This is a genomic window from Variovorax sp. DAIF25, from assembly GCF_050711835.1.
GTDB lineage: Bacteria > Pseudomonadota > Gammaproteobacteria > Burkholderiales > Burkholderiaceae_C > Variovorax.
This window is the reverse complement of the sequence record NZ_CP136636.1, coordinates 445,861-467,411: the sequence shown is the minus strand read 5'-3', so window position 1 is coordinate 467,411 and position 21,551 is coordinate 445,861. Positions and strand designations below refer to the sequence as shown.

Genomic DNA, 21,551 nt, shown 5'->3' with positions numbered 1-21,551 from the left:
CAACCGCCTACTTGGCGCCGCCCAGCACCCAGGCGGCCAGCGACCTGGCGTCGGCCTCGCTCAGCGCGGGCTGGCCCGGCATCGGCACCGGGCCCCACTTGCCGCTGCTGCCCTTCTGGATGCTCGCGGTGAGCACGGCCAGCGCATCGGACTGGCCCGCGTACTTCTTCGCGACGTCCTGGTAGGCCGGGCCCACGAGCTTCTTGTCGGTCGCGTGGCAGGCGAGGCAGGCGTTCTTCTGGGCCAGCTCCTTGCTCGCATGCGCCTGGACGCAGATCAGCAAAGCGGCGGCGACCGCGAGCGACGGCAACAACTTCAATTTCGTCTCCTCGAAACTCGCATCGAAGCTGCCAGTTTCATCGTTAAATAAGTAAATCGTTATGTATTGATTTTAGGAGTCCGTGCGTCGATGGGAAGGGCTTCGTGCCTGGGGGAAACCCGCTCGGCACGCTCATGCATAACGCCAGCTCGCGATCACGCGCGCACGGCCGCGCGGGCCTGGCGCAGCCGCTGCTCGAGGTAGGCGCCGTAGAAATCCGAGGCCCCGCCCGTGAGCCGCTCGGCGACCTCGCGCGCGCCGCGGCCGAAGAACAGCAGCGTGGGCGCGACCGCGATGCCCCAGGCCGCGAGCAGGGCCTCGTGCGTGCGCGGCGTGCCGTCGAAGTCGCGCACCATGCGGCGGTCGCGCAGGTCGATCTGCACCACGGGCAGGCCCGTCGCCAGCTCGGGCATCAGGTAGTGCTCGCGCACGATGCGGCAGAAGGGACAGCCGCGCAGGCTGGCCATCACGACCAAAGGCTGCGAACGCGCGAGTGCGGCGGCGAGCGCATCGGCCAGCGAGTCCGGCGCGGGCAGCGCCGACTCGGCGGCATGCGCCAGGGGCCAGGCGCACGACAGCGCGATGCCGGCGAGGACCTGGCGCCGCGTCGACCTGTGCGTATTCATCGCGCCTCCTGCTCCATCAGCAGGTAGGTGTTGTAGGCATTCATGCGGTTCGCGGCCTTGAACAGCGGCATGGCCTCGTAGCGCGACCAGTCGGTGGCCGCATAGGCCTCGTCGAAGGGCGTCATGTCGGCCGCGGCCTTGCGCATCGCGCCGCGCAGGAACACGAGGTAGTCGCGCGTGAGCTGCAGGTCCTGCCGCGGATCGGAGGAAGCCGGCCCGTGGCCCGGCACGATGGTGCGCGCATCGAGCGCGAGCAGCGCATCGAGCGCCGCGATCCAGTGGCGGCTGTCGGCCGTGCCCACGTAGGGAATGCGGTTGCGGAACACCACGTCGCCCGAGAACAGCACCTGCTGCTGCGGCAGGTAGATCGCGAGGTCCTCGGGCGTGTGGGCCGGGCCCGCGGGCTGGATCACGAAGCGCGTGCCGCCGATCGTCATCTCGGTGCGGCCCTCGAGCCAGACATCGGCCGGCACCAGCCGCGTGCTGTCGTCGATCCACGGCGCGAGGTCCTTGCGCGAGGCCTCGAGGCGCAGCCGCGCCGCGTCGGAGTACAGGTAGGTCTTGGCCAGCGCATGCGCGATCACCTGCGCGCCCAGCGCCTTGAACACCTGCAGGCCGTAGATGTGGTCGGCGTGATAGTGCGTGAGGATCACGTGGCTGATCGGCTTGGGCGTGATGCGGCGGATCTCCTGCACCAGCCGCTCGGCCGCGGCCGGCGAACCGAGCGCATCGATCAGCACCACGCTGTCGCGCGTGACGACGAAGCCCGCGTTCGAGATGAAGTTCTGGTTCTCGGCCGAGCCCAGGGCCGGCACGCCCTGCACGTAGTAGACATCGGGCGCGACGGCGCGCGGCGCGATGTCGGGCGCGGCGAGCGCGCTCGCCATGAAGAGGCCGAAGGCCAGCGGCAACAGCGTGCGAAGAAGCGCGCGAAGAAGGAGCGGGAACATCGTGGCGTCTCTCTTTTTTTTCGTCGCGCGATGCATCGCCGCGCGACCCCGGACTTGCCCGGCTGTAAATATAAGTAGAAGATGATATTTTGAGGGCCACAACAACAACCGAGGGTTTCCCCATGAGACAGGCATTCATCGCGTTCCTTCTCGCCATCGCGGCTTCGTTCGCCGGCGCGCAGCAGGTGGTCAAGGCGGTCTATCACGTCAACACCGGCGTCGAGACCAGCGCGGCCATCCTCGCCAACATCACGAACCACCTCAACGCCGACCCGAAGGCGAAGATCGTGGTGGTGACGCACGGCCCCGGCATCGACTTCCTGCTGAGCGACGCGAAGGACAGCAAGGGCCGCGAGTTCAGCGGCCCGGTGAGCGCGCTGGCCGCGCGCGGCGTGGTGTTCGACGTCTGCAACAACACGCTGAGCACGCGCAACATCGACGCGGGCCGGCTGCTGATGGAAGCGAAGGTGGTGCCCTCGGGCGTGGCCGAGGTGGCGCGGCTGCAGGCGCAGGAAGGCTACGTCTACCTGAAGCCCTGAGGGCGGCGGCCCGGCACGGGCCTCAGGCCTGCTCGATGGCGATCTGCACGCAGATGCTGCGGCACAGCGCCACCACGGTCTCGTTCGCGATGCTGTAGTAGATGCTCACGCCCTCGCGGCGCCGCGCGAGCACGCCCGCCTGGTAGAGGGTGTTGAGGTGCTGCGACATGTTGGGCTGCGTGGTGTCGATCTCGGCCAGCAGCTCGCTCACGTTCTTCTCGCCGTTGCACAGCAGGCTGACGATCTTCAGCCGCATGGGCGCGGCCATGGCCCGGAACAGCTCGGCAGCGATGTCGAAGACCTCGTCCTCGGTGACGGCCGCGGGCTTTTTTCGGGACTTGGTGGCCATGCTGAAAGATTCTTGAGCAGGCCGCAATGTACATCGGCCCCCGGCCCCGTGCGCAATGCACGGCCGCCGCGCCGGTGAATCGCGCGTGACGCGCGCGTCACAAAACGGCCCCATGGCCCGTCTTCGGAGCAGCGGCATTTCCCGCTCGACTTTCGGAGATTCCCTCATGCACGACCCGACCCGGATAGCCCGCCTTCATCGGGGGCATTGCTTTCCTTTATTCGACAGGCCCCCGCGAGCCGCCAATAATCCAAGCACTTTCTTTGATTAATAACGGTAAGATCATGAACGCACGATCAAGGGCCTGGCTCGGAGCCGGCCTCGCGGCAGTGGTGGTGGGAGGGGCCGGCTACGGCCTCGTGGCGAAATCGAAGGCGGCCGGCGGCGGCGGTGGCGGCATGCCGCCGGCGCAGGTGGCGGTGGCCGCGGCGCGGCAGACCGAACTGCCGCGCTTCCTCAGCGGCATCGGCACGCTGGAGGCGAACCGGCAGGTCGAGGTGCCGGCCGAGGTGGAGGGGCGGATCGCGAAGATCCTCTTCACCGCGGGTGCCGAGGTGCGCGCGGGCCAGCTGCTGGTGCAGCTCAACGACGCACCCGAGCAGGGCGACCTCGAACGGCTGCAGGCGCAGCGCGCCAATGCCAAGGCGCTGCTCGAGCGCACGCGCCGGCTGCTGCCGCAGCAGGCCGCCACGCAGGAGCAACTCGACCAGGCGCAGGCCGGCTACGACCAGGCCAGCGGCGAGCTGCGGCGCGTGCAGGCGCAGATCGCCCAGAAGCGCATCGTGGCGCCCTTCGACGGCCGGCTGGGCCTGCGCAAGGTCAACCTCGGGCAGTTCGTGCGCTCGGGCGATGCGCTGGTCTCGCTGACCGACGCGCGCACCTTGCTCGCGACCATCACCCTGCCCGAGGCCGCCCTGCCCGCGCTCCAGCGCAACCAGCAGGTGCTGCTCAACGTCGACGCCTGGCCCGGCCGCGCCTTCCAGGCCCGGCTCAGCGCGATCGAGCCGCAGATCGGCAGCGACACGCGCACCGTGCGGCTGCAGGCGGCGATCGACAACGCCGACGGCGCGCTCGCGCCCGGCATGTACGTGAGCGCGCGCGTGGCGCTGCCGCCGCGCGCCGACGCCATCACCGTGCCCGAGACCGCCCTCACCTACAGCACGCACGGCGACTCGGTCTACGTGGTGCGTCCGGCCGACAAGGGCGAGGGCTTCGTGGTGCAGCAGCTGTTCGTGACGGCCGGCGACCGGCAGGACGGCCAGGTGGTGATCGAGAAGGGCCTCCAGGCCGGCGAGCGCGTCGTGACCTCGGGCCAGCTGCGCCTGTACGGCGGCGCCGCGGTGCAGCCGATGGACAAGGACACGCTGGCCGTGCAGGAGCGCAAGTCATGAGATTCACCGACCTGTTCGTGCGCCGGCCGGTGCTGGCGCTGGTGGTGAGCACGCTGATCCTGCTGCTGGGTGCGCGCGCCCTGGGCTCGCTGCCGGTGCGCCAGTACCCGCTGACCGAGAGCACCACGCTGACCATCACCACCCAGTACCCGGGCGCCTCGCCCGAGCTGATGCAGGGCTTCGTCACACAGCCGATCGCGCAGGCGGTGGCCACGATCGAGAACGTCGACTACCTGTCGTCCTCGTCCACGCTGGGCCGCAGCGTGATCACCGTGCGCATGAAGCTCAACGCCGACGCCAACCAGGCGCTCACGCAGGCGATGGCGCAGGTGAGCCAGGTCAAGTACCGGCTGCCGCAGGAGGCCTTCGACCCGGTGATCCTCAAGTCATCGGGCGAGGCCACGGCCGTGGCCTACGTGGGCTTCTCGAGCAAGACCATGGGCGTGCCCGCGCTCACCGACTACCTCTCGCGCGTGGTGCAGCCGCAGTTCGCGTCGATCGAGGGCGTGTCGGGCGTGGAGGTCTCGGGCGGCCAGACGCTGGCGATGCGCGTGTGGCTCGACGCCAACCGCATGGCCGCGCGCGGCATCTCGGCCGGCGAGCTGGCCGACGCGCTGCGCCAGAACAACGTGCAGGCGGCGCCGGGCCAGGTCAAGGGCCTGTACGTGGTGTCGAACATCCGCGTCAACACCGACCTGGTGAATGTGGCCGAGTTCCGCGACATGGTGATCAAGCGCGACGGCGATGCGCTGGTGCGCCTGGGCGACGTGGCCACGGTCGAGCTCGGCGCGGCGAGCGCCGACGTCAGCGCGATGATGGACGGCGACAAGGCCATCTACCTCGGCCTGCAGGCGGCGCCCAACGGCAACCCGCTGGTGATCGTGAAGCGCATCCGCGAACTGCTGCCCGGCATCAAGCAGAACCTGCCCGCGGGCGTGGAGGTGCAGCTGCCGTTCGAGCTCGCGCGCTTCATCGAGGCCTCGATCGACGAGGTACGCCACACGCTGCTCGAAGCCGTGGTGATCGTGGTGCTGGTGATCTTCCTGTGCCTGGGCTCGGTGCGCGCGGTGCTGATCCCGGTGGTGACCATTCCGCTGTCGATGCTGGGTGCCGCGGCGCTGATGCTGGTGTTCGGCTTCTCGATCAACCTGCTCACCCTGCTGGCGATGGTGCTGGCGATCGGGCTGGTGGTGGACGACGCGATCGTGGTGGTGGAGAACGTGCACCGCCACATCGAGGAAGGCAAGTCGCGCGTGCAGGCGGCGCTGATCGGCGCGCGCGAGGTGGCCGGCCCGGTGATCGCGATGACGCTCACGCTGGCCGCGGTCTATGCACCCATCGGCCTGATGGGCGGGCTCACCGGCTCGCTGTTCAAGGAGTTCGCCTTCACGCTCGCGGGCGCGGTGGTGGTGTCGGGCGTGATCGCGCTCACGCTGTCGCCGGTGATGAGCTCCTTCCTGCTGCCGCAGGACGCCACCGGCACGCGCATGGCGCGGCTGGCCGAGGGCTTCTTCCACCGTCTGGCCACCGGCTACGGCCGCGTGCTCGACGTGTCGCTGCGCCACCGCTGGGTGACGGGCGCGCTGGCCGCCGTGGTGCTGGTGAGCCTGCCCTTCCTCTACAACGCCGCGCAGCGCGAGCTCGCGCCCGGCGAGGACCAGGCCATGGTGCTGACCGCGATCAAGTCGCCGCAGCACGCCAACATCGACTACGTCGAGAAGTTCGGCAAGAAGTGGGACGACGTGTTCGCCGCGCTGCCCGAGAACACCGGCCGCTGGCTGATCAACGGCTCCGACGGCGTGTCGAACTCGATCGGCGGCGTGCAGCTGTCCGACTGGAAGGACCGCCAGCGCAACGCCGACCAGATCCAGCACGAGGTGCAGGGCAGCATGGGCGCGGTGGAAGGCAGCAACATCTTCGCCTTCCAGCTGCCCTCGCTGCCGGGCTCCACCGGCGGGCTGCCGGTGCAGATGGTGATCCGCAGCCCGGGCGACCACCGCAGCGTGTTCGAGGCCATGGAGGCGCTCAAGAAGGCGGCGCGCGAGAGCGGCAAGTTCGCCGTGGTCGACAGCGACCTCGAGTTCAACAACCCGGTGGTCGAGGTGCGCGTGGACCGCGCCAAGGCCAACAGCCTGGGCGTGACCATGAAGTCCATCGGCGACACGCTGGCCGTGCTGGTGGGCGAGAACTACGTCAACCGCTTCGGCATGGACGGCCGCTCCTACGACGTGATCCCGCAGACGCCGCGCGAGCAGCGGCTGACGGCCGAGGCGCTGTCGCGCTACTTCGTGAAGAGCGCGAGCGGCCAGCCGGTGCCGCTGGCCAACCTGGTGCAGCTGTCGACCAGCGTGGGCCCGAACAAGCTCACGCAGTTCAACCAGCTCAACGCCGCCACCTTCCAGGCCATTCCGATGCCCGGCGTGACCATGGGCGACGCGGTGACCTTCCTGAGCGCCGAGGCGAAGAAGCTGCCGGCCGGCTTCAGCTACGACTGGCAGTCCGACGCGCGCCAGTTCACGCAGGAAGGCTCGGCGCTGGTGCTGGCCTTCGTGTTCGCGATCGTCGTGATCTACCTGGTGCTGGCCGCGCAGTACGAGAGCCTGCGCGACCCGCTGATCATCCTGGTCAGCGTGCCGATGTCGATCTGCGGCGCGCTGGTGCCGCTGGCGCTGGGCTTCGCGACCATCAACATCTACACCCAGATCGGGCTGGTGACGCTGATCGGGCTGATCAGCAAGCACGGCATCCTGATGGTGGAGTTCGCCAACGAGATCCAGATGCGCAAGGGCTTCGACCGCCGCGCCTCGATCGAGGAGGCCGCGCGCATCCGCCTGCGGCCGATCCTGATGACCACGGCCGCGATGGTGGTGGGCCTGGTGCCGCTGCTGTTCGCAAGCGGCGCGGGCGCCAACAGCCGCTTCAGCATCGGGCTGGTGATCGTGGTCGGCATGCTGGTGGGCACGCTGTTCACGCTGTTCGTGCTGCCCACGATGTACACGCTGCTGGCGCGCGACCATCGCGCCGCGGGGCAGTCGAAGCGCGCGGCCGAGCTCGCGGCGCTGGAGGACGGCCCGACGGCACCGGCCACGGCGGGCGGCCACGCATGAAGCACGGGAGAACGACCATGAAGACCCTGATCCTTTCCCTGTCGATGCTGGCCACGGCACTGCTGCTGGCCGGCTGCGCGGTCGGCCCGCGCTACGCGGCGCCCGAGACCTCGCCGGTGACGATCGCCGCGCCCGAGCGCCACCTGTTCGCGCCCGACGCGGTGCAGCGCGACTGGTGGCGCCAGCTCGAGGATGCGCAGCTCGACGCGCTGATCGAACGCGCGCTGGCCGCCAACCACGACATCCGCATCGCGCAGGCACGGCTGCTCGAAGCCCGCGCCGTGCAGGACGAGGCCGAGCTCGACCGCTGGCCCACCGTGACGATGGGTGCGAGCAAGACCCGCAGCATCGCGCAGGGCAACGGCGTGCCGGCCGAGGCCCGCACGCTGGCCGAAAGCAGCCGCCTGGGTTTCGACGCCGGCTGGGAGATCGACCTGTTCGGCCGCCTGCGCCGGCTCGACGAGGCCGCCAGCGCACGCGCCGAGGCGCAGGCCGCCGACCTCGAGCAGGCGCGCATCGTGGTGGTGGCCGAGCTAGCGCGCAACTACTACGAGATGCGCGGTGCCGAGCAGCGGCTCGCGGTGACGCAGCGCACGCTGCAGAGCCTGCGCGACAGCCTGCGCGTGACCGAGGCCCAGGTCGGCATCGGCCGCGGCCTCGCGGGCGACCTCGCGAGCGCGCGCGCCAACCTCGCGAGCACCGAGAGCCAGCTGCCGCTGTTCGAGACCGCGCGCCGCCAGGCCGCGCACCGCGTGGCGGTGCTCGCGGCGCTGCAGCCGGCCGAGCTCGAGCCGATGCTCGCGCCGCGGCCGCTGCAGCTGCTCGCCAAGCGGCTGCCGGTGGGCGACCTCGGCGACCTGCTGCGCCGCCGGCCCGACGTGCTGCGCGCCGAGCGCGGCCTGGCCGCGAGCACGGCCGACGTGGGCGCGGCCACGGCCGCGCTGTACCCGCGGCTCGACATCGGCGGCTTCCTCGGCTTCATCGCGCTGCGCGGCTCGGACCTGGGCCGCGGGTCGAGCCGCGCCTTCAGCCTCACGCCGGGCCTGAGCTGGCCCGCGCTGCGGCTGGGCTCGGTGCGCGCGCAACTGCGCGGCGCCCAGGCGCGCGCGCAGGGCGAGCGCGCGGCCTACGAGCAGACCGTGCTGCGCGCCATCGAGGACGTGGAGAACGCGCTCACCGGCTACGGCCAGAACCAGCAGCGGCTGCAAAGCCTGGTGGTGGCCTCGGAACAGAGCGCGCGCGCGGCCGAGCTGGCCGAGGTGCGCTACCGCGAAGGCGCCGCGCCCTACCTGTCGGTGCTCGACGCGCAGCGCACGCTGCTGCGCGCGCAGGATGCGGTGGCCGAGGCCGAGACCGCCTCGTACACCAGCCTGGTCGCGCTCTACAAGGCCGTGGGCGGCGGATGGCAGGCGCCCGATGCCCCGACCGCGGGCCGCGACGAGGGCGCGGCCAAGGGGCTTTCGGGCGTTTCTGCGAAGGACGCCCCAAGCACCTGACAATGCAAGGGTTGCCGCCTTTCCGTTCCGCTCCCCACGAAGACCGCGCCATGTCCGCCAACGACACCGCCGACGCCAAGCCCGCCTGGACCCCGCACCAGCCGGCCGACCGCATCCTCTCGACGCTCAAGACCCGCGGCGCGCTCGGCATTCCCGACATCGCCAAGGTGCTGCAGGTCACGGCGGAGGCGGTGCGCCAGCAGATGGCCAAGCTGCAGGCCGAGGGCCTGGTCGACGCCGAGAGCCGCAGCGCCGGGCGCGGCCGGCCGACGCAGATCTGGCGGCTCACGGCCTCGGGCCATGCGCGCTTTCCCGACACGCATGCCGAGATGACGGTGCAGATGATCAGCGCCGTGATCCAGGTGTTCGGCGAGAAGGGCATGGACCAGCTGATCGGCGCGCGCGAGGAAACCATGCGCAGCAACTACCGCGAGGCCCTGCGCGGCGCGCGCGGCATCGGCGCACGGCTCGAGCGGCTGGCCGAGGTGCGCAGCCGCGAGGGCTACATGGCCGAGTACCGCGCCGACGACGAGGGCGAGGGCTTCCTCTTCATCGAGAACCATTGCCCGATCTGCACCGCGGCGCGTGCCTGCACGGGCTTCTGCCGCAGCGAGCTGCAGCTCTTCGACGAGGTGCTCGGGCCCGACGTGAGCGTGAGCCGCGTCGAGCACGTGCTCGCGGGCGCGCGGCGCTGCGCCTACCGCGTCGTTCCCAAGGCCGGCGACAAGCCAGGCGACAAGACCCGCATCAAACCAAGCAAGGGCGCCGACTGAGCGCCCCCCGCCTCTTTTTCTTTTTATCAACCAGAAGGACCCCACGATGGAACACACCCTGCCTCCCCTGCCCTACGCCCTCGACGCGCTGGCACCCGAGTACTCGAAGGAGACCCTCGAGTACCACTACGGCAAGCACCACAACGCCTATGTGGTGAACCTCAACAACCTGCAGAAGGGCACCGAGTTCGAGTCGCTCACGCTCGAAGAGATCATCAAGAAGTCCAGCGGCGGTATCTACAACAACTCGGCCCAGATCTGGAACCACACCTTCTTCTGGAACTGCATGAAGCCGCAAGGCGGCGGCGCTCCGAGTGGCGCGCTGGCCAAGGCCATCGACGCCAAGTGGGGCAGCTTCGATGCCTTCAAGGAAGCCTTCGTGAAGTCGGCCGTGGGCAACTTCGGCTCGGGCTGGACCTGGCTGGTGAAGAAGCCCGACGGCAGCGTGGACATCGTGAACACCGGCGCCGCCGGCACGCCGCTGACGACCGCCGACACGGCGCTGCTGACGGTCGACGTCTGGGAACACGCCTACTACATCGACTACCGCAACCTGCGTCCCAAGTTCGTCGAGACCTTCCTGTCCAAGCTGGTCAACTGGGACTTCGCCGAAAAGAACTTCGGCTGATCCCCGGGGTCGATCGGGTTCGGGGCGTGCCCGCGGGGCGCCCCGAACCCCTGCTTCAGCGCCGCGAAGCCACGCTGCGCGCCAGCAGGCAGAGGATCTCGTACATCAGCGTGGCACCCAGCAGCGCGGTGCTGCCCGAGGGGTCGTAGGGCGGCGACACCTCGACCACGTCCCCACCCACGAAGTCCAGCCCGTCGAGACCGCGCAGCAGGCCCAGCGTCTCGCGCGTGGTCATGCCGCCGATCTCGGGCGTGCCGGTGCCCGGCGCGAACACCGGGTCCAGGCCATCGACATCGAGCGACAGGTAAGTGGGCCCATCGCCGACGATGCGCCGCGCCTCCTGCACGATCGCCTCGACGCCCTTGGCCTCGAACTCCTCGATGAAGACCACGCGCATGCCACTGTCGAGCGAATAGCGCCAACCCTGGTCGGAGTTCTGCGCACCGCGGATGCCGATCTGGATGGTGCGCTTCGGGTCGAGCAGCCCGGCCTCGACCGCGCGGCGGAACGGCGAGCCATGGCTGAACTTGGAACCGAGGAAGTCGTCCCAGGTGTCGGTGTGCGCATCGATGTGCACCATGCCCAGCGGCCGGCGCGGCTGCATCGCCTGGAACACCGGGAAGGTGATCGAGTGGTCGCCGCCCGCGGCCAGCACCGTCTTGCCGGCCGCGAACAGGGGTTCGAAGAAGCGGCGGATGTCCTCGTGCGAGCGCTCGAGGTGGAACACGTCGGTGAACGGCACGTCGCCCACGTCGGCCACGCGGCAGGCCTCGAAGGGATTGAAGCCGGTGACGTGGTGGATGGCGCGCGTCATCGACGACATGTTGCGGATCTCGCGCGGGCCGTAGCGCGCGCCGGGACGCGCCGTCACGCCGCCGTCGAAGGGCACGCCGGCCAGGGCGATGTCGAAGTCCTCGAGGCGCTGCGCGAAGGGCACGCGCATGAAGGTCGGGATGCCGCTGTAGCGCGGCAGCGTCTGCATGGCGGTGTCTGTTTGCATGGCAGGCAGGGGGTTCAGAACGTGGCCGGGGTGTTGGTCCACAGCACCCGGGTCTGGGTCTTGCCGGGATTGCGGTAGCTGTGCGGCACGTCGCTGGAGAAATAGAAGGAGTCGCCGGCCGACAGCCGGTAGACCTCGTCGCCCAGGCGCAGCTCGAACTCGCCCTCGATCACGTAGCCCATCTCCTCGCCGACGTGCGCGATCTGCTCCAGGCTCTCGGCCTTGGGCTCGAGCACGTGGATGTCGGCCTGCAGCAGCTGGCCGCGGATCGGCACGATCACGCGCTCGAGCTTCACGCCGCGCTTCTTGCCGCGCAGGCCGGTGAACTCGATCACGGGGCGTTCGGAAGCACGCGTCACCGGCGACATGGGCGGCGCGAACGAGGCCGTGAGCTCGGCGACGTTGGTGTCGAGCGCACGCGCGAGGCGGTGCAGGTTGGCCAGCGAGGGCATGACCTGGCCGCGCTCCACGCGCGACAGCAGGCTTTCGGAACAGCCGGCGGCATCGGCGAGCGCCTTCAGCGTGAGACTTCGCACCATGCGCGCATGCTTGAGCCGCGGCCCCAGCGCCGACAGCGCGAGGTCCGGGTCTGCCTCCACCGGTGCCGGCGAGGCGGCGGCGGCAGCGGGAATGGCGGTGGTCTTCTTGGCAGTGCGCATGGCGTCGAGTCGTCAGTGGGCCGGCGGCGCGCCGGAAAGCTCAGGCATCCGCCAGCACGGTGAAGTGCACTTCGACCGGGCGGTTGTCGTTGATGGGAACGATGTCCTGCGGGCAGGCCGACATGACGACCACGCAGTCCATCTCGGCGCGCAGATCCACATGGTCGCCGGCCTTGGAGACGGGCGGCAGCCAGTCTACGCCGCCGCCCGGGCCCACCGGGATGTTCATCCACAGGTTGAGCGGCTGCGGCACCTCGCGCGCGCGCAGGCCGATGGCCTTGAGCGCCATGCGCATGTTGTCGGCGCAGTTGTCGTGGTACTCGGTCACGCCGAGGTTCTGGTAGCGGTAGGCGTCGCAGGCGGCCATGAGCGTGTCGTGCACGCCGGGCGAGGTGTCGGCCACGAGCGTCATGATGGGACGGCGGCGGTTGGTGGCGAGCGGATCGCCGGCCCTGGGCATGATGCGGTCGATGACCGCGCGCGCATGCTCCATCGACATGAACTCGCTGAGGTCGTCGGCCTTGAAGGCCCAGAAGTCGCACACCTGGCTGCCGTGCGTGTTGATGACGCGGATCACCTGGCCCTTGGCGAGGCGCACGGCGCGGCCGTTGCGCGCGGGCACTTCGTAGCGCTTGCCGAGCTCGGGCGTGCCGTCGGCCGACACGGGCTCGCGCAGCGTGCAGTTGGCGCCGACGGGTTCGCCATTGTCGGCCACGTGGGCGTGCGCGTGGGTGTCCGTGTGGAAAGAGGAAGTGGCTTGGTCGTCCATGGTCTGGCTAGTCCTTTGAAGCTTCGGGAGGGGTGGAGGAAACGAGCGGCCCGGCCAGCCGCGCGAGGCACCAGGCCAGGGCGCGCGTGCAGGCCGCGAGGTCGTCGATGGGGGTGTCTTCGTCGGGGTGGTGGCTCACGCCGCCACGGCTGGGCGCGAACAGCATCGCGCTGGGGCAGAAGCCGGCCAGCGGCATGGCGTCGTGGAAGGCGCCCGACAGCATCTCGCGGTGGCTCAGTTGCAGCGCGGCGCAGGCCTCGCGCGCCAGGCCCGCGAGCGCGGCGTCGAAGCGCACGGTGGGCTTGTCCTGCAGCACCTCGAGCTGGCCGCCGGCCGGCAGCGCCGCGTCGACGAGCGCGCGCACCGCATCGAGCGCGGCGGCCTCGGGATGGCGCGCATCGACGGTGAAGACGACGCGCTCGGCAATGGTGTTGATCGACCCGGGGCTGCACTCCCAGCAGCCGATGGTGAGGCGCAGCCGGTCGTCGCCGCACCGCGCCGCGTGTTCGAGCAGCGCATGGGCCATGCGCACGGCCTTGGCCTGCGCGTCGTCGCGCGCGGCCAGCGGCGTGGTGCCCGCGTGCGCGCTGCGCCCCGGCACGGTGATGCGGAACCAGCGCACGCCCTGGATCGCGCTCACGCAGCCGACCTGCAGGCCCTCGGCCTCCAGCACCGGGCCCTGCTCGATGTGCGCCTCGATGTAGCCATGCACCGGGCGCGCGAGCGGCGTGTCCATCCAGCGCCAGCCCTGGCGCAGTGCTTCCGCGCGCAGGTCGTCCACGGCGGCATCGCGCGCGGCCTCGAAGCGCAGGCCGTCGCCGTCGCGCACGCCGAGGAAGGCCTCGAGCCGCTGCGGCGCGGTGAAGGCGACCGAGCCCATCAACCCGGGCGCGAAGCGCGAGCCTTCCTCGTTGGTCCACATGGCGACGTCGATCGGCCGGCGGGTGCGCAGGCCGAGACGGTCGAGCGCATCGAACACCTCCAGGCCCGCCGCGACGCCGAAGGCGCCGTCGAGCCAGCCGCCCAGGGGCTGGGTGTCGATGTGGCTGCCGGTCATGATTGGCGACAGCATCGATCCCTGTCCGTCGCGCCGGACGAACACGTTGGCGGCGGCGTCGATGCCGACGCGGTAGCCGGGCCGGCGCGCGAACGGCTGCACCAGCCAGCGCCGCGCGGCCAGTTCGTGCGCGCACAGCGCCTGCCGCGCCACGCCGCCGCCGGTGCCCGCGCCGGCGGCGCCATGCGCCGCCAGGCCACGCAGCCGGGCCTCGAGGCTCGCGGTGCCGACCGCGCGCGCCACGTCGCCCGCGAGGGCCGCGTCCCGCATCGCGTCGAGCGCGTTCATGCGAGCGCTCCCGCCGCGGGCTGGCCGAGGCTGCGGCGGATCCATGGCTGCAGGAAGGCCTGGATGCGCGGATGGGCCGGCGCGTGGATCACCTCGCGCGGCGTGCCGATCGTCACGATGCGGCCCTTCTCCATGAACACGATCCGGTCCGACACCTCGGCCGCGAAGCTCATCTCGTGCGTGACCATGATCATGGTCATGCCGCCGCGCGACAGCGACTTGATCACCTCGAGCACCTCGTCGACCAGCTCGGGATCGAGCGCGGAGGTCGGCTCGTCGAGCAGCATCACCTCGGGCCCGACCGCGAGCGCGCGCGCGATGCCCACGCGCTGCTGCTGGCCGCCGCTGAGCTGGGGCGGCCGCGCATCGGCCTTGGCCGACATGCCCACGCGCGCCAGCGCCTCGCCGGCCACGGCCCGGGCCTGGTCCGCGCGCAGCCCCTTGGCCAGCGTGAGCGGCGCCATCACGTTGGCCAGCACCGTCATGTGCGGCCACAGGTTGAACTGCTGGAACACCATGGCCACCGGCGCGCGCACCTCGGCGACGACGCGCTCGCTCTCGCGGGCCAGCGCGCCGGCCGCGTTGCGGCGGTAGCCGAGCAGCGCGCCGCGGATGCGGACCTCGCCCTCGTCGTAGGCCTCGAGAAAGTTCATGCAGCGCAGCAGCGTGGTCTTGCCCGAGCCCGAGGGGCCGATCAGCGACAGGACCTCGCCCTTGCGGATGTCCAGGTCGATGTCCGACAGCACGCGCTGCGGGCCGAAGGACTTGCCGACGCCGCGCAGGGAGACGATGGGAACGGTCACGGGAGCATTCATGGACGGGAGGTTTCTCGAAGGGCGGCCCAGGCGCGCAGCGTGCCGGCCGCGCGGTTGACGAGCAGCGACAGGCCCCAGTAGCTCAGCGCCAGCAGCAGGTAGGGCTCGACGTAGACGAACTGCTCCGACACCACCTTGCCGGCGGTCATCGTCAGTTCGGGATAGGTGATGACCGAGGCCAGCGCGGACTCCTTCATCAGCAGGATGGTCTGGCTCGCGATCAGCGGCAGGCTGGCGCGCAGGGCCTGCGGGCATTCGATGGTGGCGAAGATCTGGCGCGAGGACAGGCCCATGCAGCGCGCCGCCTCGATCTGGCCGCGCGGAATGCTCTGCCAGCAGGCGCGGAAGATCTCGGCGAAGTAGGCGCCGCCGTAGACCGCGAGCGTGAGGCCCGCGGCGGCGAAGGGATCGAGCGACAGGCCCGCGCTCGGCAGGCCGAAGTAGACGATGAACAGGTGGATCAGGAACGGCACGCCGCGCCACACCGCGGTGTAGGCGGTGTAGAGCCAGCGCGCCGCGCGCCAGCCGGTTTCGCGCAGCGCGTGGAAGGCGAAGCCCACGACCAGGCCGCCCGCCAGTCCCGTCAGCGTGAGCAGCACGGTGCGCAGCGCGGCCGCGCCGAACGCGGGCAGCAGCTGGCCCAGGAGCGCCGTGTCGATCATGGCCGCTCCATCCGGCCGCGCAGCCAGTGGCCGAGCCACAGCACCGCGCCGGTCATCAGCAGGTAGCACAGGCCCACCGAGACGTAGACCTCGAGCGGCCTGAAGTTGGCGGCCACGATCTGCCGCCCGCCGCGCGCCAGGTCGGCCACCGAGATCGCCGAGACGATGGCCGAGCTCTTCACCACGTCGACGCCCTCGGACACCACGGCCGGCCACACGGCCCGCGCGAGCTGCGGCAGCTGCACGTGGCGGAAGATGCGCGCGGGCGGCATGCCGAACGAGGCCGCGGCCTCGATCTGCCCGACCGGCACCGCCACCAGCCCGGCGCGCAGGATCTCGCACTGGAACGCGGCGGAGTTCAGGCCCAGCGCGACGATGGCCACCAGCAGCGGCGGCAGGTCGAGGCCGTAGGCGCTGGGCAGGTAGAAGAGCATGAGCAGCTGCACCAGCAGCGGCGTGCCGCGAAAGAAGCTCAGGTAGGTGCGCACCGCGGCCGGCAGCACGCCCCGGCCACCGCGCCGCAGCGACAGGCCCAGCAGCACCGCGCCCCAGGCGAAGCCCAGCGCGATGGCTGCGATCGCCACGCTCAGCGTGGTGACGGCGCCCTGCAGCAGCACGGGCAGGTAGGCGGCCAGCCGCTCGAGAAGGGTCGTTGCATTCATCGGGAGCGCGGTGGTGCGGGGTCAGGAAGCGTCGTGCGGAGCAGGCCCGCTCACATCTGCGGCACCGGCACCGCGTCGGTGGGCACCTCCATCGGGAAGCCGAACCACTTCATCTGCAGTTCCTTGAGCTGGCCGCTCTTCTGCGCCCGCGCGATGCCGTCGCTGAAGAACTTGACCAGCGGCGCACTGTCGGCGTCCTTGCGGCCGACCCAGCCGAAGTAGGTCTTGGGGCCGATGGGCGCGGGCATCACCGCATAGATGTCGCCGCGCGTCTTCACCAGCGTCGCCAGGTTGGAGAGCGACTGCGCCACCGCCACCAGCCGGCCGGCGGCCAGGTCGGCATAGGCCTCGTCGAAGCTCACGTACTCGCGGATCGTGACCGCGGGTTTGCCGTCGGCCTGCAGCTTCTTCGCATAGTCCTGCAGCGCGCGCAGCTGGGCCGAGCCGGCCTGCGAGCCCACCGTCTTGCCGGCGATGCCCGCGGGGTCGGTGAGCGCGGCGTCGTCCTTGCGCTTGACCAGCGCCGTCGTGGCGTCGGCGATCGGCACGGTGAACGCGAACTTGTCGGCGCGCTCCTTGGTGAGCGTGACCGAGGTCACGACGAAGTCGAAGCGCCTGGTCGCCAGGCCCGGCAGGATGCCCTGGAACGGCACGTCGAACTGCTTGACCTTGACCTCGGGCAGGTCGGCCAGGATCAGGCGCATCAGGTCGGGGCCGTAGCCCACGATCTTGCCGTCCTGCAGGTACTCGAACGGCGCGAACTGCGCCTCGGTACCGATGACGATTTCTTTCTTGCTCTTCACCGTCTCCAGCATGTCGGCGCCGTGCGCGGCACCGAGCAGGAACAGGGAAAGAACGCCGGCGATTGCGCGATGGAACAGCATGAGCAGGGCCCTCGGGTGTGGATTGAAGCAGGTGTGGACAGATTCAGCAAGCAACTTGCATTCATGCAAGTCACTTGCTTAGAACACACAAGTTCCATGCCAGCCCGAATCGGTCCGGCGGCACGACGGTGGTGCCGACAGCGGCGCAAAAAGGAACAGGAGACGGCGCGAGGCGCACTAAGGGGGTGCAAAATCGGTGCAAGCCGCCACGCCTGGAGAAGACGGCCATCGCGAACCGCGAAATCCCGCACGGGGTCGTTCCGGCACACTGCACCCTGGTGCAGCGATGCGATGGCTTCCAGGCTGCAACCCGATCCGTCCAGATACAGAGACAAACCCATGATCCGACAACTCATCCGCCCGCTGGCCCTCGCGCTGGCGCTTCCGCTGGCCTTCGGCGCCGCCTCCACCGCCCAGGCCCAGGCCTGGCCTGCCAAGCCGATCCGCATGATCGTGCCCTTCCCGCCCGGCGGCGGCACCGACATCCTGGCGCGCCTGGTGGCCCAGAAGCTCACCGAGACCAACCACTGGACCGTGGTGCCCGACAACCGCGCGGGCGCCGGCGGCACCATCGGCATCGCCGAGGCCGCGCGCGCCGCGCCCACGGGCTACGACATCGTGATGGGCCAGAAGGACAACATGGTCGTCGCGCCCTGGCTCTACAAGAACCTCAGCTACGAGCCGACCAAGGACCTGGCCGCGGTGGCCCACGTGGCCTTCACGCCCGTGGTGATCGTCACGCAGGCCAACTCCAAGTACAAGACGCTCGACGACGTGGTGAAGGCCGCGCGCGCCGCGCCCGACACCATCACCTACGGCTCGCCCGGCAACGGCACCACCATCCACCTGGCCGGCGAGATCTTCAACGGCGCGGCCAAGATCAAGATGCGCCACGTGCCCTACAAGGGTTCGAACGCGGCCATGATGGACGTGCTCGCGGGCAACGTCGACCTGATGGTGTCGTCGGTGCCCTCGGCCATGGCCCAGATCAAGGCCGGCAAGCTGCGCCCGCTGGCCGTCACCTCGGCCAAGCGCAGCAGCTCGCTGCCCGACACGCCCACCGTGGCCGAGCTCGGCTACAAGGGCTTCGACGTGAGCACCTGGTATGGCCTGTTCGTGCCGGCCAAGACGCCCAAGGAAGTGATCGCCACCTTGAACGCCGAGGTCAACAAGCTGCTGGCCACGCCCGAGATGCAGGCCGCGATCATCGCGCAGGGCGCCGAGCCGCAGAGCATGACGCCCGAGCAGTTCGGCACGCTGCTCAAGACCGACTACGAGAAGTGGAAGGGCATCGTGCAGGCCTCGGGCGCGACCATCGAGTAGGCGCGCGAGGGCCGATGAACAAAGAGGGCGCGCTGCGCCCTCTTTTCGTTGGAGGGCGGCGCCTCAACGCGCGGACACGGGCATCGGCGCGGGCGGCAGCACCAGCGGTGCGCCCGAACGCGAGGCCCGGTCCCAGCCCGGATGCCGCTGTGCACGCTCCAGCTCGGCCGTCACTTCGGCGCGGGTCTTCGGCCTGGCATTGGTCGCCGGAACCGGCGTGCCGTAGGCCAGGAAGCTCTTCCATTTCGGATCGTTTCGCGCAGCCGCCAGCTCCTGGTCGACCTGGTCCGTCGACTTGCCCGCACCGGCCAGTTCCGCATGGGCCTTGATGCCCGCTTCGTTGGCCGCGAAATGCGAAGGCGCGTCGACGTGCTGCACGCTCTGCTGGGCGAAGGCCATGAGCGGCATGAAGCCGGCCAGGGCGGAGGCGGCCGCGAGCGCGGCGATTCTTCGGTTCGACATGCATATCTCCTGTGGTTGTTCCCCGCGACCGGATGTCAGGCGCGGGGGTGGAGATACGGCGATGCGTTCGGGCGTGCCATTCGCGGGGCGTCGATCTCTCCACGCCCACACACTAGAAATGGAAACCGACGCGGACTTATCCGCCCGGTTACGTTCTCGTCATCCGAGACCCGGCTCAGTCCGGCACGAACTTGCGGTTGAACACCGCCACGTCCGACTCGCGCTCGAAGGCCGCGAGCTGGCCCATCTTGCCGTCGCTCAGGCGGCAGGCCGCGAACAGGCTGTGACGCCCCTGGAAGCCGAACTCGTCCATCACGATCAGCGCGTAGGGGTACGGCACGAAGACCTGGTGCGTGAAGACGATGCGGTGCTGGTTCCTCGGCGAGGGAAAGAGCTTGTACTCGCCGGTGTCGATGCCTTGGGCGGTGGCCATGGCGCGGGTGCTCAGTCCGGATCGCGCACGTCGGCCGCCGGCTTGGCGCCGAAGTCCGCGCGCGCGAGGTACTTGAGCACCTTCGCGGCCGCGCTCGCGGGGCTGTCGAGCAGGCCCTCGCTCTTGAGCTTCTCGAAGCGCGTGCGGTCGGGGAAGTTCTCGGCCGAGGCGCCACGCAGTTGCACCTGCATGTCGGTGTCGATCACGCCGGGCGCCAGCGACACGATGCGCGCGCCGTTCGGCAGGTTCGCCTCCTCGAGCGCGACCGCGCGCGAGTAGTGGTCCATGCCGGCCTTGGCCGCGCAGTACGGTGCCTGGCTGCCCATCGCGTTGCGGCCCAGGCCCGAGGAGATGTTGAGCACCTTGCGCGCGCCGCGCCAGCCGCGCGTGCCGCCGAGGAAGGCCGCCGTCAGCAGCAGCGGCGCTTCGAGCCCGATGCGCAGCGCCTGCGAGAGCTCGGCATCGACCGCGGCCGCGAGCGGCGCCGGATTGCCGACCGTGCCCGCGTTGTTGATCAGCGTGACGGCGTCGAAGCGCTGGGCGTCCTGCGTGGCCAGCCATTCGCGCAGGCGCGCGGCCGAGGCGACGGGATCGGACAGGTCCTGCTCCCATTGCACGAGTTCGACGCCGGCCGCCTTCGCCTGCTCGCCGAGTTCGGGGCTCTGGCGGCGCGAGATGCACAGCAGGACGTGGCCGGGCTGCAGCAGCTGTTCGGCCATGGCGCGGCCGAGGCCGCGCGATGCGCCGGTGATGAGGTAGAGGTGGGAGGTGGGCATGGGGCGATGATAGTCATCGCGCCGAGGAGACGCCGCCGCCCTCCTCCATGCCCGACCCGCTCAGTTGGATGGCGGGAATTCGAGCCCGTTGCAAGGCGCGGCCGGCTTCTCCTTCTTTCCGTACAGGACGTCGTAGGCCAGGGTCCCCATCACGTCGAGACCGCGCGTGTTCAGATGGATGGGACTGCCCGGCATGTAGCAATCGCTCGAGAGCGCGAGCGGCATGCTCGCGGGATTGCTCACCACCGCGGGGAAATCGATGACCCCATCGAAGTTTCCGGGCGTCTTGATCCATTCGTTGATCTTGAGCCACTTGCCGTAGTTGGCGGGGTCCTTGACAAAACCGGTCTCCCCCGCGTCCCCGATACCGGGAATGTTCCCGATCGGCGTGTTGACGCCCCCATAGACCTTGATCTTCCTGGCGCGGGCCGTTTCGACGAAATACTTGTAGTGCTCGATGATCCGGTCCGTCGTATAGCCCTGGTTGAGGTCGTTGTCGCCGGCCAGGATGACGATGTCGGTCGGATCGCGGGACAGCACGTCGCGCTCGAACCGGCTGCGCAAGGAGGGTCCGTTGTCGGAGCCGATCATGGAGTTGCCACTGATGCCCGCGTTGCCCACGCCGAGCAGTTCGCCATTGGAATTCGCCAGCTTCGACAAGACGGCGGGCCATGACTCCTGAATGCCCTTGGCGCCGAATCCGGCCGTGATCGATTCGCTCATGGCAATCACGACCCGGGCTTGCTCGGGCGCGAGCACCTTGACCTCGCTGAGGCTGAAGGCACCGTCGTAGGTCTGATAGTTCGGCGCCGCCGTCTTGATCGATGCTTCGCCCGAGACATCGCGCTTCCTCACCACGAAGTACCCGGGAAGCGGGACGCTCTTGTCCATATGCATGTCCGCATACTGGGTGTTCCCCTGGAAATGCAGGGTGATCAGCAGGTCGGAGAGCTTCGGCACGTTCATCGACACGGGATCGCTCAGCAGCTCCGTCCCCGCGGGAACCTCGGCCAGCGTCTTGCCGTTGAAGGTCAGGACCTTGCGCGTACCGAGATCGATGGCCGTCGGGTCCGAGGCATCGCGGGCGTCGGGCAGCGCCACGCTGGCATGGTCGACGCGCATGGTGGCGGTGCCGAAGACATTGGAAAGCCGGATCCGGACGCCCTCGCCGCCCACGCTCGTCCGGATGCGCATCCGGACCGTGTCGGAATCCTCGTTCTGCATGAAGTTGGCGCGCAGCGCGACCTGCCAGGTCGTGGCCCACCTGGTCTTCTTCTCGGGGGGAACCACTTCCGTCGGACCTGCCGGCTCGACCGGCGGCACGGGCACGACCGCGGTGGGAGGAGGGCCCAGGGCCGCCGCGGCGTTGGCGGCGACGACCGCCGCGATCGCCGCGGCATTCGCATTGTCGTTGCCGCCTCCACCACCACAGGCCGCCACGGCCCCGACGACCACCGTCGCCCAGGCCGTGCGCCATACCGTCTTGAACAGGGCCTGGCCCACCAATACCGTTTCGAACGTCTTCTTCATGTTGCCTCCTTGAGTTGCTGACTTTCCGGGTTGGGTTTGCGCTCTACATCGAC

23 protein-coding genes are annotated in these 21,551 nt (G+C 69.9%); 7 read left to right on the top strand and 16 right to left on the bottom strand.

What is annotated here, in order from left to right:
- Positions 1 to 7: 7 nt before the first annotated feature.
- The 3 genes from R0232_RS02150 to R0232_RS02140 all read right to left on the bottom strand — a co-directional run bounded on the left by R0232_RS02150 (position 8) and on the right by R0232_RS02140 (position 1,832).
- On the bottom strand, positions 8 to 319 hold the full coding sequence (locus R0232_RS02150) for a c-type cytochrome (protein WP_408908584.1): 312 nt from the start codon (positions 317 to 319) through the stop codon (positions 8 to 10).
- Positions 320 to 474: 155 nt separating this feature from the next.
- Positions 475 to 945, bottom strand: coding sequence for a hypothetical protein (locus R0232_RS02145; RefSeq protein ID WP_431511106.1), 471 nt, complete (start codon positions 943 to 945; stop codon positions 475 to 477).
- Entirely contained in the window at positions 942 to 1,832 is an 891-nt protein-coding gene (locus R0232_RS02140; protein ID WP_431512850.1) for an MBL fold metallo-hydrolase, read from the bottom strand. Before R0232_RS02140 ends, R0232_RS02145 begins: the two co-directional genes overlap by 4 nt.
- Before the next feature lie 185 nt (positions 1,833 to 2,017).
- Here R0232_RS02140 and R0232_RS02135 point away from each other — a divergent pair, with 185 nt between their 5' ends.
- Complete coding sequence (locus R0232_RS02135; protein ID WP_057593584.1) at positions 2,018 to 2,434, top strand: DsrE family protein; 417 nt, start codon at positions 2,018 to 2,020, stop codon at positions 2,432 to 2,434.
- Between the two features lie 22 nt (positions 2,435 to 2,456).
- On the opposite strand, the gene R0232_RS02130 is transcribed toward R0232_RS02135, so the two are convergent.
- Positions 2,457 to 2,783, bottom strand: a complete 327-nt coding sequence (locus R0232_RS02130) for an ArsR/SmtB family transcription factor (protein WP_093355146.1) — start codon at positions 2,781 to 2,783, stop codon at positions 2,457 to 2,459.
- A 284-nt stretch (positions 2,784 to 3,067) separates the two neighbouring features.
- On the opposite strand from R0232_RS02130, the gene R0232_RS02125 reads away from it, so the two are divergent.
- The 5 genes from R0232_RS02125 to R0232_RS02105 are packed head-to-tail and all read left to right on the top strand — an operon-like array spanning position 3,068 to position 10,178.
- Positions 3,068 to 4,174, top strand: coding sequence for an efflux RND transporter periplasmic adaptor subunit (locus R0232_RS02125; protein ID WP_431511105.1), 1,107 nt, complete (start codon positions 3,068 to 3,070; stop codon positions 4,172 to 4,174).
- On the top strand, positions 4,171 to 7,281 hold the full coding sequence (locus R0232_RS02120) for a MexW/MexI family multidrug efflux RND transporter permease subunit (RefSeq protein ID WP_431511104.1): 3,111 nt from the start codon (positions 4,171 to 4,173) through the stop codon (positions 7,279 to 7,281). Before R0232_RS02125 ends, R0232_RS02120 begins: the two co-directional genes overlap by 4 nt.
- Positions 7,278 to 8,777: an efflux transporter outer membrane subunit gene (locus tag R0232_RS02115; RefSeq protein ID WP_431511103.1), complete on the top strand. Its 1,500-nt coding sequence runs from the start codon at positions 7,278 to 7,280 to the stop codon at positions 8,775 to 8,777. The genes R0232_RS02120 and R0232_RS02115 overlap by 4 nt, the downstream gene beginning before the upstream one ends.
- A gap of 50 nt (positions 8,778 to 8,827) precedes the next feature.
- Entirely contained in the window at positions 8,828 to 9,550 is a 723-nt protein-coding gene (locus R0232_RS02110; protein ID WP_208510409.1) for a helix-turn-helix transcriptional regulator, read from the top strand.
- Between the two features lie 46 nt (positions 9,551 to 9,596).
- The gene (locus tag R0232_RS02105; protein ID WP_431511102.1) at positions 9,597 to 10,178 is read left to right on the top strand and encodes a superoxide dismutase; all 582 of its coding nucleotides are present in this window, start codon (positions 9,597 to 9,599) and stop codon (positions 10,176 to 10,178) included.
- A gap of 55 nt (positions 10,179 to 10,233) precedes the next feature.
- On the opposite strand, the gene speB is transcribed toward R0232_RS02105, so the two are convergent.
- The 8 genes from speB to R0232_RS02065 are packed head-to-tail and all read right to left on the bottom strand — an operon-like array spanning position 10,234 to position 16,974.
- Complete coding sequence (gene speB / locus R0232_RS02100; protein WP_296799747.1) at positions 10,234 to 11,178, bottom strand: agmatinase; 945 nt, start codon at positions 11,176 to 11,178, stop codon at positions 10,234 to 10,236.
- Between the two features lie 14 nt (positions 11,179 to 11,192).
- Positions 11,193 to 11,837, bottom strand: coding sequence for a cupin domain-containing protein (locus tag R0232_RS02095; RefSeq protein WP_431511101.1), 645 nt, complete (start codon positions 11,835 to 11,837; stop codon positions 11,193 to 11,195).
- Positions 11,838 to 11,877: 40 nt separating this feature from the next.
- Positions 11,878 to 12,606, bottom strand: a complete 729-nt coding sequence (locus R0232_RS02090) for a DUF1989 domain-containing protein (RefSeq protein ID WP_431511100.1) — start codon at positions 12,604 to 12,606, stop codon at positions 11,878 to 11,880.
- 7 nt (positions 12,607 to 12,613) lie between these two features.
- A complete protein-coding gene (locus tag R0232_RS02085) occupies positions 12,614 to 13,951 on the bottom strand; it encodes a M20 family metallo-hydrolase (RefSeq protein ID WP_431511099.1) in 1,338 nt (445 codons plus the stop codon).
- Entirely contained in the window at positions 13,948 to 14,766 is an 819-nt protein-coding gene (locus R0232_RS02080) for an amino acid ABC transporter ATP-binding protein (protein WP_431511098.1), read from the bottom strand. The genes R0232_RS02085 and R0232_RS02080 overlap by 4 nt, the downstream gene beginning before the upstream one ends.
- Complete coding sequence (locus R0232_RS02075) at positions 14,763 to 15,428, bottom strand: amino acid ABC transporter permease (protein ID WP_203203832.1); 666 nt, start codon at positions 15,426 to 15,428, stop codon at positions 14,763 to 14,765. The genes R0232_RS02080 and R0232_RS02075 overlap by 4 nt, the downstream gene beginning before the upstream one ends.
- Complete coding sequence (locus R0232_RS02070; RefSeq protein ID WP_431511097.1) at positions 15,425 to 16,090, bottom strand: amino acid ABC transporter permease; 666 nt, start codon at positions 16,088 to 16,090, stop codon at positions 15,425 to 15,427. Before R0232_RS02070 ends, R0232_RS02075 begins: the two co-directional genes overlap by 4 nt.
- Positions 16,091 to 16,140: 50 nt before the next feature.
- Complete coding sequence (locus R0232_RS02065; protein WP_431511096.1) at positions 16,141 to 16,974, bottom strand: transporter substrate-binding domain-containing protein; 834 nt, start codon at positions 16,972 to 16,974, stop codon at positions 16,141 to 16,143.
- A 339-nt stretch (positions 16,975 to 17,313) separates the two neighbouring features.
- On the opposite strand from R0232_RS02065, the gene R0232_RS02060 reads away from it, so the two are divergent.
- Positions 17,314 to 18,297 (top strand): Bug family tripartite tricarboxylate transporter substrate binding protein, encoded by a 984-nt coding sequence (locus R0232_RS02060; RefSeq protein WP_431511095.1) that lies wholly within the window; start codon positions 17,314 to 17,316, stop codon positions 18,295 to 18,297.
- A gap of 63 nt (positions 18,298 to 18,360) precedes the next feature.
- Here the strand turns inward: R0232_RS02060 and R0232_RS02055 are convergent, their stop codons facing one another.
- The 4 genes from R0232_RS02055 to R0232_RS02040 all read right to left on the bottom strand — a co-directional run bounded on the left by R0232_RS02055 (position 18,361) and on the right by R0232_RS02040 (position 21,498).
- Positions 18,361 to 18,759: a hypothetical protein gene (locus tag R0232_RS02055; protein WP_431511094.1), complete on the bottom strand. Its 399-nt coding sequence runs from the start codon at positions 18,757 to 18,759 to the stop codon at positions 18,361 to 18,363.
- 175 nt (positions 18,760 to 18,934) lie between these two features.
- Entirely contained in the window at positions 18,935 to 19,192 is a 258-nt protein-coding gene (locus R0232_RS02050) for a hypothetical protein (protein WP_208510441.1), read from the bottom strand.
- An 11-nt stretch (positions 19,193 to 19,203) separates the two neighbouring features.
- Positions 19,204 to 19,968 (bottom strand): SDR family NAD(P)-dependent oxidoreductase, encoded by a 765-nt coding sequence (locus tag R0232_RS02045; protein WP_431511093.1) that lies wholly within the window; start codon positions 19,966 to 19,968, stop codon positions 19,204 to 19,206.
- 60 nt (positions 19,969 to 20,028) lie between these two features.
- The gene (locus tag R0232_RS02040) at positions 20,029 to 21,498 is read right to left on the bottom strand and encodes a GDSL-type esterase/lipase family protein (RefSeq protein ID WP_431511092.1); all 1,470 of its coding nucleotides are present in this window, start codon (positions 21,496 to 21,498) and stop codon (positions 20,029 to 20,031) included.
- Positions 21,499 to 21,551: the final 53 nt, after the last annotated feature.

Coding starts and splice junctions, on each gene's coding strand:
- speB (WP_296799747.1), bottom strand. CDS start 11,178: ATGCAAACAGACACCGCCATGCAGACGCTGCCGCGCTACAGCGGCATC.
- R0232_RS02115 (WP_431511103.1), top strand. CDS start 7,278: ATGAAGCACGGGAGAACGACCATGAAGACCCTGATCCTTTCCCTGTCG.
- R0232_RS02065 (WP_431511096.1), bottom strand. CDS start 16,974: ATGCTGTTCCATCGCGCAATCGCCGGCGTTCTTTCCCTGTTCCTGCTC.
- R0232_RS02120 (WP_431511104.1), top strand. CDS start 4,171: ATGAGATTCACCGACCTGTTCGTGCGCCGGCCGGTGCTGGCGCTGGTG.
- R0232_RS02075 (WP_203203832.1), bottom strand. CDS start 15,428: ATGATCGACACGGCGCTCCTGGGCCAGCTGCTGCCCGCGTTCGGCGCG.
- R0232_RS02130 (WP_093355146.1), bottom strand. CDS start 2,783: ATGGCCACCAAGTCCCGAAAAAAGCCCGCGGCCGTCACCGAGGACGAG.
- R0232_RS02070 (WP_431511097.1), bottom strand. CDS start 16,090: ATGAATGCAACGACCCTTCTCGAGCGGCTGGCCGCCTACCTGCCCGTG.
- R0232_RS02085 (WP_431511099.1), bottom strand. CDS start 13,951: ATGAACGCGCTCGACGCGATGCGGGACGCGGCCCTCGCGGGCGACGTG.
- R0232_RS02060 (WP_431511095.1), top strand. CDS start 17,314: ATGATCCGACAACTCATCCGCCCGCTGGCCCTCGCGCTGGCGCTTCCG.
- R0232_RS02105 (WP_431511102.1), top strand. CDS start 9,597: ATGGAACACACCCTGCCTCCCCTGCCCTACGCCCTCGACGCGCTGGCA.
- R0232_RS02135 (WP_057593584.1), top strand. CDS start 2,018: ATGAGACAGGCATTCATCGCGTTCCTTCTCGCCATCGCGGCTTCGTTC.
- R0232_RS02050 (WP_208510441.1), bottom strand. CDS start 19,192: ATGGCCACCGCCCAAGGCATCGACACCGGCGAGTACAAGCTCTTTCCC.
- R0232_RS02095 (WP_431511101.1), bottom strand. CDS start 11,837: ATGCGCACTGCCAAGAAGACCACCGCCATTCCCGCTGCCGCCGCCGCC.
- R0232_RS02045 (WP_431511093.1), bottom strand. CDS start 19,968: ATGCCCACCTCCCACCTCTACCTCATCACCGGCGCATCGCGCGGCCTC.
- R0232_RS02110 (WP_208510409.1), top strand. CDS start 8,828: ATGTCCGCCAACGACACCGCCGACGCCAAGCCCGCCTGGACCCCGCAC.
- R0232_RS02090 (WP_431511100.1), bottom strand. CDS start 12,606: ATGGACGACCAAGCCACTTCCTCTTTCCACACGGACACCCACGCGCAC.
- R0232_RS02140 (WP_431512850.1), bottom strand. CDS start 1,832: ATGGCGAGCGCGCTCGCCGCGCCCGACATCGCGCCGCGCGCCGTCGCG.
- R0232_RS02125 (WP_431511105.1), top strand. CDS start 3,068: ATGAACGCACGATCAAGGGCCTGGCTCGGAGCCGGCCTCGCGGCAGTG.
- R0232_RS02080 (WP_431511098.1), bottom strand. CDS start 14,766: ATGAATGCTCCCGTGACCGTTCCCATCGTCTCCCTGCGCGGCGTCGGC.
- R0232_RS02145 (WP_431511106.1), bottom strand. CDS start 945: ATGAATACGCACAGGTCGACGCGGCGCCAGGTCCTCGCCGGCATCGCG.
- R0232_RS02040 (WP_431511092.1), bottom strand. CDS start 21,498: ATGAAGAAGACGTTCGAAACGGTATTGGTGGGCCAGGCCCTGTTCAAG.
- R0232_RS02055 (WP_431511094.1), bottom strand. CDS start 18,759: ATGTCGAACCGAAGAATCGCCGCGCTCGCGGCCGCCTCCGCCCTGGCC.